Origin of the sequence: Noviherbaspirillum denitrificans (assembly GCF_002211445.1) — a bacterium.
Classification (GTDB): Bacteria; Pseudomonadota; Gammaproteobacteria; order Burkholderiales; family Burkholderiaceae_D; genus Noviherbaspirillum; species Noviherbaspirillum denitrificans.
On record NZ_LSTO01000001.1, the window covers coordinates 259,017 to 266,297 of the forward strand.

Consider the following 7,281-nt stretch of genomic DNA (forward strand, 5'->3'; position numbering starts at 1 on the left):
ACTTTTCAGTTTCGCAATTTGCCGTCGAATCGTTTTGTTCAGGAGCAGCAAAGAAGCGGGATTATGGAGCGTTTTCGATACCTCGTCAACTGCTTCACCCTCTTCCTCGTTGCTCCCATATGTATTAGAGGTTACGGAAGGCAGGCGGACGCTTTTCCATAAAGGCTTTCATTCCCTCCTTCTGGTCTTCGGTTGCAAATGTACTGTGGAAGAGACGGCGTTCGAACTGCACACCATCGTTTAGCGTCATTTCGTACGCTCGGTTGATCGATTCCTTGACCATCATGACAACAGGCAATGACATACTGGCGATAGTTGTAGCTGCAACAAGAGTTTCTTCCATGAGTTTGTCGGCAGGGACAATGCGGGATACGAGTCCGGCACGCTCTGCCTCCGCCGCATCCATCATGCGGCCGGTCAGGCACATATCCATTGCCTTGGCCTTGGAGACAGCACGAGGAAGGCGTTGCGTACCGCCGGCGCCAGGTATGGTGCCGAGCTTGATTTCCGGCTGGCCAAATTTGGCCGTTTCGGCAGCGATGATGAAGTCGCACATCATGGCAAGTTCGCAGCCACCTCCAAGCGCATAGCCGGCAACTGCAGCTATGACGGGCTTGCGGATCCGACGGATCTGTTCCCAATTGCGGGTGATGTACTCGCCTTTATATACGTCCATGAAGGTGTAGTTTGCCATCGCACCGATGTCCGCGCCTGCAGCGAATGCCTTTTCACTGCCGGTCAGAATGATGCAGCCGATGTCTTCGTCCGCGTCGAAATCGGTAAGCGCGGTACCGAGTTCGTCCATCAGCTTGTCGTTGAGTGCATTCAACGCTTTGGGACGGTTGAGCTGGATGATTCCCACCTTTTCACGGGTCTCTACCACGATATTTTCATAGTTCATTTTTATGGGCTCCTGGATAAAAAGGGATGGGCGTCATTGTACCGTCCCGGGCCGAAGTCCTTTAGGGGCTACGTTCGTTTGCGGAACCTCAAATGTGAGAGAGTTCGAGGAAGTAGGATGAACTGGTTGCTCGAGGATTTGCCGCACAAACATCCAATTCATATTGAAAAGCCATCAATGCCCCCACTAAACGTTGCAGCGACAGAAGATCTTGCCCCAGCATGGCCACCGGAACTTATGTCCGGTGTTCCGGTAATGGATCGGCTGCATCATGATCTTTTCATTGCGCTGGACGCCCTTTGCGGCAGCGATGACGTCGCTTTCTGCACGAAATTCACGGCATTTGTCACCCAGATTGAACAGGCATTCCGGAAAGAGGAGTCCTGGATGGACGATGTGGATCTACTGACAAATGCCGCGCATCAGGAACAGCATGCGCGGACGCTCGCGGCACTTCATCATATCCACGCTCTGGTTATGGACGGGAACCTGGATATCGGACGTCATGTCGTCAAGGACCTGCTGCCACAGTGGCTGTCATTTCATTTCTCGACGATGGATGCGACGTTCGCCCTAGCCTTGCAACTTACAGAGATGGGACGGGAACCATCTCCGTTGATGATATAAGCCCTCCCCTTATTTGTCGCCTAGCGGGTCGTACCAGAGCTCTTTGCGCCATAGTGGCGTTTCAGGCGAAAGATGGGGATTCGGTATCCGAAACACTCTACGGTTGCGCAGGTTTGCACGGTCGATTAGGGGCTCCTTGTACTTTTTGAAGAGGATGTCGAAACTACCGTCCTTGATCATGAGGTTCAGGCCGCGCTCGACGCGCGTCGCGAACTTTTCTCCTTCCACACTGCGCTGGACGAAGAAATAGCGCGTCGTCGGAAAGTACAACAGCAGACCTTCTTCCACTTTCATGGTTGGCAACAACTCCCTCCGCTCGTCGTACTCCCTATACGCTTCGTCAACGCTCCGGGAAAAGAAGTCGAAGCGGTTCGCAACGAGCATGCGGAAGAGCCCTTCATAGCTCTCGCCGGTCACCACATTGAAACCGGCATCCCGGAACACTTTCGTATCTGTCCAGGTAAGGAAGGAGCCGACACTGAGCTTGCGGAGGTCGTCCAGCGTGCGCACCGAGGAGAATCGCCATTGGTCGTCACTGCGGATCAAAAAGATTCGGTAACTGATCAGCCCTTTGTCCAACGGGATGCGCACAGGAAGCATGCGTGTCTCATGCTCGATTGCTGTAGAACGGGCAAAGATGTTGACCTTGCCGCTGCCGGCATGGATCTCTTCCGCGGCACGCGCTTGGGACATCCCCATTTCCGATGGATGAAGCTCGTAGGGGCCATACTCGTTGCGCGTTTTCTCCAGAGCCATGCGAAGCAGGTCATAGTCGTACATGTATTGACTATCAACCGAAGACAGCGATCTCGGATAGATGTAGACCATGGGCGCCGCGACGACTGCAGCGCAAGACAGCGTAGAAACAATCCCTATACAGCCGCGCAGAATATGATGAAGAAATTTTCCAACTGAGAACATTGATTCACAGCGAAAAAATTGCCGTTATTACCATCATATCCCCTGCCGGAGTACTTTCCATAGCAAATTGTTATCTTGCCGTAACTGGTGGTGACGCGAGTTTCGGCAGGAGAATCCACAATTGGCCCCGCTGCTTCATCTTGCCCGCCTTCTCGCCGGCATCGCTACCGAAGCCCCAGAAGAAGTCCGCCCTGACTGGATTACGAATCGCACCACCTGTGTCCTGCGCCAGCATCAACCGCTGTAATGCTGTTTCTTTTCCTGGCTGGGTAGTCGCCATGAAAACGGGGATCCCCAGCGGGATGAACTGCGGGTCGACGGCAATCGAGCGCTGTGGGGTGAGAGGCACGCCGAGCGCGCCTTTCGGCCCCTTGTTCGGATCGGCCAGCTTTTCTTCCTTGAAGAAGACGTAGCTGGGATTGGCATTGAGTAATTCCTGCTGGCGCGCCGGATTGGCGGCAAACCAGGATTTGATCGATTGCGCGGACGCTTGTTCGAGTGTCATTTCTCCCTTGTCGACGAGATAGCGGCCAATCGACTTGTAGGGATGGCCGTTCTGATCGGCGTAGGCGACACGGATGGTTTCCTTCGAGTCGGCCAGCTGCACCCTGCCGGACCCTTGCACCTGCAGGAAAAAAGCTTCAATAGTATCGTCGACCCAGACCAGCTCTTTTCCGGTAAGCGCGTTTGCCTGCATCATTTCGCCACGAGTCGGGTAAGGCACCACCTTGTTGCCGACAATGCGGCCGCGCAGACGCATACTCTTCAGTTCAGGGTAGACAGAGGAAAGGTCAATCGTCAGAAGATCGTCCGGCGCGCGGTGCAGGGGCGTCTGATACGGACCACCGCGCTTGCGTGCGCCACGCAACAAGGGTTCGTAATAGCCAGTCACCAGGCCAGTGTCTGTTCCGTCCTGATTGAAGACCTGATACGGGACGAAGAAGGATTCGAAGAAGATGCGCACGGCCCGTTCGCTCGCGGCATCCACCGTGGATGCAACCTGGCAGGGCTCCTTCCAGTCCGGCTTTCTGACCAGCACCTCGCAGGAGGTCATGAAGGCCGGCCAGGCTTCGCGCAGGTTGTCCTTGTCCCAGCCGGGAACTGCCGCGAATGTCGTCGCGCGGAACAGCTCCTTCGGCGCCTCAACGGGCTTGGAGGGCGGAACAGGCGTTGGCGTAACGGGCGGTTTGGCCGGCTGCTCGGGCGGGAGTGTCGTACAAGCGGCGGCAAGCAGCGCCACAGCAGATGCGAGTAAACTTGTGCGGATACGTGACATTGAGGAATGCGGATATGTGGCTGTTGATGCTTGAAGCGGGGGTCGCCCTGTTCCTGCTGGTGTTTATTGTGTGGTGGACCATGCCCTCGAACAAGAAAGCGGACCGGGCCGATCCGCCGAAACCGTTGCCGCCGAAGGATGACGTGCAACCTTAATTCAATGCAGGGTGCGTGGCAATGACAGGATGAACTCGGGGACTGGGGCTTCGAATTGTTCGCCGTCCTCGGCCACGCAAAAGTAGGTTCCCTTCATCGATCCCTGCGGCGTGGCAAGTGCGGTGCCGCTGGTGTATTCGAACTGCTCTCCCGGCTGCAGCAGGGGCTGATGGCCGACGACGCCAAGGCCGCGGACTTCTTCCACCCGGTTGCTGGCATCGACGATGGTCCAGTGCCGGGAGATCAGCTGCGCAGCTACCTGGCCGGTGTTCTTGATCGTTATGGTGTAGGCAAATACATAATTTCCGCGGTCCGGCTCGGATTGCTCCTCCAGGTACTTGGTTTTCACGGAGACGCTAAATTCATATGCGGCCATCGGGATTCCTTCTCATTCTTGTCAAATCGTCAGCAACCACCTCATTGCACCTGAAAACATCCATGATTGCAATACTTCCCGTTACAGGCGAACGGGTAAAATAGCGCATCCTTTCCAACCTTGCTTGTCATGCCTACCTATCGTATCGCTCCCAGCATCCTGTCTGCCGATTTTGCCCGCCTGGGCGAGGAAGTCCGCAATGTCGTGGCCGCCGGCGCCGACATCATCCACTTCGACGTGATGGACAACCATTACGTACCGAACCTGACGATCGGCCCGCTCGTGTGCGAAGCCATCCGCCCGCATGTGCAGGTGCCAATCGACGTGCACCTGATGGTCAAGCCGGTGGATCGCATCATTCCGGACTTCGCAAAGGCCAGTGCGAACATCATTACCTTCCATCCGGAAGCGTCGGAACATATCGACCGCTCGCTGCAACTGATTCGCGACAACGGCTGCAGGGCAGGCCTGGTGTTTAATCCTGCTACCCCGCTGCACTACCTGGATCACGTGATGGACAAACTGGACATGATCCTCATCATGTCGGTCAATCCGGGTTTCGGCGGGCAGTCCTTCATTCCGGAGGCCCTGAAGAAGATCGAAGCCGTGCGCAAGCGCATCGACGAATCCGGCCGCGACATCATGCTGGAGGTCGACGGCGGCATCAAGATCGAGAACATTGCTGCGGCCGCGCGCGCGGGTGCGGATACCTTCGTTGCCGGCTCGGCAATCTTCGGCAAGCCGGACTACAAGGCCGTGATCGACGCGATGCGCGCGCAGCTGGCGCAGGTATGAACGCGCCGGAGCGCCTCGTCCTGACAGGAATCCGCGCGGCCATCATCGACCTCGACGGGACGATGGTGCATACCGCGCCAGACTTCCTTGTCGCCATCAACCGCATGCGCAGCGACCTCGGCCTCGCGCCGCTCGATATCGAGACGATCGCGCATTTCGTCGGCAAAGGCACCGAAAACCTGATGCGCCGCGTGCTCGCGGTCGACTATGGGCCGGAGGATGTGGAACGGCATTTCGAGGCCGCTCTGGCCTCGTACATGCAGCACTATCTGGCGATCAACGGCGAATTCTCGAGCCTCTATCCGGGCGTGCGCGAGGGGCTGGACGCCTTGCGCGCCAAGGGTGTCCGGCTCGCATGCGTCACCAACAAGCCGGTCGACTTTGCCGTGCCGCTGCTGGAAAAAACCGGCCTGCGCGACTACTTCGACATCGTGTACGGCGGGGATTCGCTGCCAAAGAAGAAGCCCGATCCGTTGCCGCTACTGACGGTGTGCGAAGATTTCAACCTGGCGCCGGAACAAGTGGTGGCCATTGGCGATTCGTCGAATGACGCGCAGGCGGCACGCTCAGCGGGCTGCCGGGTGCTGAACGTGCCCTACGGCTACAACCATGGCGAATCTATACACAACGTCGATTCGGATGGTATAGTTCCCACGCTGCTTGACGCAGCGCATCTCATTTCCGCATAAACCATCGACATGTTTCTCGACAAAAAACGTGACGTGACTGCAGTGGGCCGCTTCGAGGCCTGGCTGTGGCGACGCTGGCAATCCTGGACTAACTAAGCCCACATTGCCGCTGACTGCTTTTGTCTTGTCAGCAACGTTTTTTGACAATCGCCCCCGCTATAGGACTCCCGTTCTACAATAGCGCCCGGAGAGAAACATGACCGAACTCGAATTCAAATCGCTGGCCACGCAAGGCTACAACCGCATTCCGCTGATCGCCGAAGCTTTCGCGGACCTCGAAACGCCGCTCACGCTTTACCTGAAGCTGGCGCAAACCCAGAACACCGGCAAGAACACCTTCCTGCTCGAATCCGTTGTCGGCGGCGAGCGCTTCGGGCGTTATTCCTTCATCGGCCTGCCGGCGTCGACGCTGATGCGCAGCTACGGCACGAAGACGGAAGTCGTGAAGAACGGCGCCGTCGTCGAGACGCATGAAGGCAATCCGCTGGAATTCATCGCCGAATTCCAGGCGCGCTACAAGGCAGCGATCCGCCCCGGCATGCCGCGTTTCTGCGGCGGCCTGGCAGGATACTTCGGCTACGACACAGTGCGCCACATCGAGAAGCGCCTCGCGCATTCGACGCCGCCGGACGACCTCGGCCTGCCCGACATCCAGCTGCTGGTGACGGAAGAGCTGGCGGTGATCGACAACCTGTCCGGCAAGCTCTACCTGATCGTCTATGCCGACCCGATGCAACCCGAGGCCTATTCGAAAGCCCGTCAGCGCCTGAAAGACCTGCGCGCCATGCTGCGCCGCGCGGTCGACGTGCCGGTTACGTCGGCATCGGTACGCACCGACACCATTCGCGAATTCGACAAGGCCGATTACCTGGCGGCTGTCGCGAAGGCGAAGGAATACATCATGGCCGGCGACCTGATGCAGGTGCAGGTCGGCCAGCGACTGAAAAAGCCTTACGTGGATTCGCCGCTGTCGCTGTATCGCGCGCTGCGTTCGCTGAACCCCTCGCCATACATGTACTTCTATAACTTCGGCGACATGCAGATCGTTGGCGCGTCGCCGGAAATCCTGGTGCGCAACGAGCAGACCAACGAAGGCAAGAGGAAAGTCACGATCCGCCCGCTGGCCGGTACCCGTCCCCGCGGCACGACGCCGGAGAAGGATGCGCAACTGGCGAAAGAACTGTTGGCCGATCCCAAGGAAATCGCGGAACACGTGATGCTGATCGACCTGGCGCGCAACGATATCGGCCGTATCGCGGAAACCGGCAGCGTGAAGGTGACGGACAAGCTGGTGATCGAAAAGTATTCCCACGTGCAGCACATCGTGTCGAACGTCGAAGGCATGCTCAAGCCGGAACTGTCGAACCTCGACGTGCTGAAGGCTACCTTCCCCGCCGGTACGCTGTCCGGTGCGCCGAAGGTGCGCGCGATGGAAATCATCGACGAGCTCGAGCCGGTCAAGCGCGGCATCTACGGCGGCGCCTGCGGCTATCTGTCGTTTGGCGGCGAAATGGACCTGGCGATTGCCATCCGCACCGGCG

General features: G+C 57.8%; 9 protein-coding genes. 5 read left to right on the top strand and 4 right to left on the bottom strand.

The genetic code is table 11. The features are described 5' to 3' along the window. Positions 1–124: 124 nt before the first annotated feature. On the bottom strand, positions 125–901 hold the full coding sequence (locus tag AYR66_RS01290) for an enoyl-CoA hydratase (protein WP_170942029.1): 777 nt from the start codon (positions 899–901) through the stop codon (positions 125–127). A 117-nt stretch (positions 902–1,018) separates the two neighbouring features. Here AYR66_RS01290 and AYR66_RS01295 point away from each other — a divergent pair, with 117 nt between their 5' ends. Beyond that, positions 1,019–1,528, top strand: coding sequence for a hemerythrin domain-containing protein (locus AYR66_RS01295; protein WP_141103993.1), 510 nt, complete (start codon positions 1,019–1,021; stop codon positions 1,526–1,528). Between the two features lie 9 nt (positions 1,529–1,537). On the opposite strand, the gene AYR66_RS01300 is transcribed toward AYR66_RS01295, so the two are convergent. Continuing rightward, positions 1,538–2,356 (bottom strand): ABC transporter substrate-binding protein, encoded by an 819-nt coding sequence (locus tag AYR66_RS01300; protein WP_088706001.1) that lies wholly within the window; start codon positions 2,354–2,356, stop codon positions 1,538–1,540. 163 nt (positions 2,357–2,519) lie between these two features. Next, positions 2,520–3,725, bottom strand: a complete 1,206-nt coding sequence (gene mltA / locus AYR66_RS01305) for a murein transglycosylase A (protein ID WP_088706002.1) — start codon at positions 3,723–3,725, stop codon at positions 2,520–2,522. 14 nt (positions 3,726–3,739) lie between these two features. Here mltA and AYR66_RS28670 point away from each other — a divergent pair, with 14 nt between their 5' ends. Continuing rightward, entirely contained in the window at positions 3,740–3,880 is a 141-nt protein-coding gene (locus AYR66_RS28670) for a hypothetical protein (RefSeq protein ID WP_170942030.1), read from the top strand. 1 nt (position 3,881) lies between these two features. Here AYR66_RS28670 and apaG read toward each other — a convergent pair whose 3' ends face one another. Continuing rightward, complete coding sequence (gene apaG, locus AYR66_RS01310; protein ID WP_088706003.1) at positions 3,882–4,256, bottom strand: Co2+/Mg2+ efflux protein ApaG; 375 nt, start codon at positions 4,254–4,256, stop codon at positions 3,882–3,884. Between the two features lie 129 nt (positions 4,257–4,385). Here apaG and rpe point away from each other — a divergent pair, with 129 nt between their 5' ends. From rpe to AYR66_RS01325, 3 genes are all read left to right on the top strand, one after another. Continuing rightward, positions 4,386–5,051, top strand: coding sequence for a ribulose-phosphate 3-epimerase (gene rpe, locus AYR66_RS01315; protein ID WP_088709544.1), 666 nt, complete (start codon positions 4,386–4,388; stop codon positions 5,049–5,051). Further along, positions 5,048–5,740: a phosphoglycolate phosphatase gene (locus AYR66_RS01320; protein WP_088706004.1), complete on the top strand. Its 693-nt coding sequence runs from the start codon at positions 5,048–5,050 to the stop codon at positions 5,738–5,740. Before rpe ends, AYR66_RS01320 begins: the two co-directional genes overlap by 4 nt. A 196-nt stretch (positions 5,741–5,936) precedes the next feature. Next, positions 5,937–7,281: anthranilate synthase component I family protein (locus AYR66_RS01325; protein WP_141104140.1), on the top strand; the 1,345-nt coding region annotated here is incomplete at its 3' end.

Bases quoted from the DNA above. Each gene is read 5' to 3' on its own strand.
- AYR66_RS01290 (WP_170942029.1), bottom strand. From the start codon at position 901: ATGAACTATGAAAATATCGTGGTAGAGACCCGTGAAAAGGTGGGAATC.
- AYR66_RS01295 (WP_141103993.1), top strand. From the start codon at position 1,019: ATGAACTGGTTGCTCGAGGATTTGCCGCACAAACATCCAATTCATATT.
- AYR66_RS01300 (WP_088706001.1), bottom strand. From the start codon at position 2,356: ATGGTCTACATCTATCCGAGATCGCTGTCTTCGGTTGATAGTCAATAC.
- mltA (WP_088706002.1), bottom strand. From the start codon at position 3,725: ATGTCACGTATCCGCACAAGTTTACTCGCATCTGCTGTGGCGCTGCTT.
- AYR66_RS28670 (WP_170942030.1), top strand. From the start codon at position 3,740: ATGTGGCTGTTGATGCTTGAAGCGGGGGTCGCCCTGTTCCTGCTGGTG.
- apaG (WP_088706003.1), bottom strand. From the start codon at position 4,256: ATGGCCGCATATGAATTTAGCGTCTCCGTGAAAACCAAGTACCTGGAG.
- rpe (WP_088709544.1), top strand. From the start codon at position 4,386: ATGCCTACCTATCGTATCGCTCCCAGCATCCTGTCTGCCGATTTTGCC.
- AYR66_RS01320 (WP_088706004.1), top strand. From the start codon at position 5,048: ATGAACGCGCCGGAGCGCCTCGTCCTGACAGGAATCCGCGCGGCCATC.